At 73.9% G+C, this 1325-nt stretch carries 2 protein-coding genes; one reads left to right on the forward strand and one right to left on the reverse strand.

What is annotated here, in order from left to right; translation table 11 throughout:
* Nucleotides 1-128 precede the first annotated feature (128 nt).
* The gene (locus HGA02_RS19565) at nucleotides 129-905 is read left to right on the forward strand and encodes an LLM class F420-dependent oxidoreductase (protein ID WP_168681061.1); all 777 of its coding nucleotides are present in this window, start codon (nucleotides 129-131) and stop codon (nucleotides 903-905) included.
* 38 nt (nucleotides 906-943) lie between these two features.
* Here HGA02_RS19565 and HGA02_RS19570 read toward each other — a convergent pair.
* Nucleotides 944-1325: M15 family metallopeptidase (locus HGA02_RS19570; protein WP_168681063.1), on the reverse strand; the 382-nt coding region annotated here is incomplete at its 5' end.

Consider the following 1325-nt stretch of genomic DNA (forward strand, 5'->3'; position numbering starts at 1 on the left):
CCGCGCGGCCTCCCTCCGGAGGCCGCCGCGGGCCCCTCCGGCACCCGCCGGGACCGTGGTCGGACCGCAGCGTGAGACCGTGCGCCGGTCGGGCCGCGCGGCGGCAGGAGCGGACGTAGCGTGACGGCATGACACGTCGTCTCCGCATCGGAGTCCAGCTCCAGCCCCAGCACGCCGACTACCCTCAGATCCGCGACGCCGTGCGCCGCGCGGAGGACCTCGGCGTCGACGTCATCTTCAACTGGGACCACTTCTTCCCGCTGTCGGGCGACCCCGACGGCAAGCACTTCGAGTGCTGGACGATGCTCGGCGCGTGGGCCGAGCAGACGAGCCGCGTCGAGATCGGCGCGCTCGTGACCTGCAACTCGTACCGCAACCCCGAGCTCCTGGCCGACATGGCCCGCACGGTCGACCACATCAGCGGTGGGCGGCTGATCCTCGGCATCGGCGCGGGCTGGTTCGAGAAGGACTACGACCAGTTCGGCTACGAGTTCGGCACCGCGGGCTCGCGGATCGCCGACCTCGCGGGCGCCCTGCCCCGGATCAAGGCGCGCTGGGCGAAGTCCAACCCCGTGCCGACGCGGGAGATCCCGATCCTCATCGGCGGCGGTGGCGAGCGGAAGACGCTGCGCGTCGTCGCCGAGCACGCGGACGCGTGGCACTCGTTCGGCGACGTCGACACCCTCGTGCGCAAGAGCGCGATCCTCGACGAGCACGGCGAGGCGGTCGGCCGCGACACGAGTGCGCTCGTCGAGCGCAGCGTCGCCGTCAGCGCCCCGCCGAGCGAGGTGGCCGACGCGCTCGTCGACGCCGGCGTGACGCTCTTCACCGTCGGCACGTCGGGACCGGACTACGACCTGTCGCTCGCGGAGCAGTGGGTGGCCTGGCGCGACGCGCAGGGCTGACCACCTGACGCCCTCGAGCCGGGCGCGACGTGCGCCGGTCAGTGCCAGAGCCCCGACGCGTCCGGCACGGTCGGCCCGCACGTCCCGCCCGGCTCGATCGTCGCCTCGAAGTGCCACACCTCGTTCGCGAACACCTGGCACAGCCCGAACTCCGCGCCGTGCTCGAGCAGCCAGTACGCACCGTCGGTCGGCCCGACGTCGATCGCGGTGCCCGCGACGTGCGCCGAGCCGTCCACGGGTGCGACCCACCGGTGCGCCTCGTCCTCCGAGCCGTACCGCGCCAGCGCGTCGTCGACGAGCGACTGCTGCTGCTGCGCGGTGCGGTGCCCGGACGTGATCGTCAGGTCGACGCCGTCCTCGGCGGCGGCCGCGCGCGCGGCGTCGAACCGCCGCAGCAGCTCCGCGTCGAGGCCGTCGACG

The sequence above is a fragment of the Cellulomonas septica genome (assembly GCF_012396155.1).
Taxonomy (GTDB): Bacteria; Actinomycetota; Actinomycetes; order Actinomycetales; family Cellulomonadaceae; genus Cellulomonas; species Cellulomonas septica.

Bases quoted from the DNA above. Each gene is read 5' to 3' on its own strand.
- HGA02_RS19565 (WP_168681061.1), top strand. From the start codon at position 129: ATGACACGTCGTCTCCGCATCGGAGTCCAGCTCCAGCCCCAGCACGCC.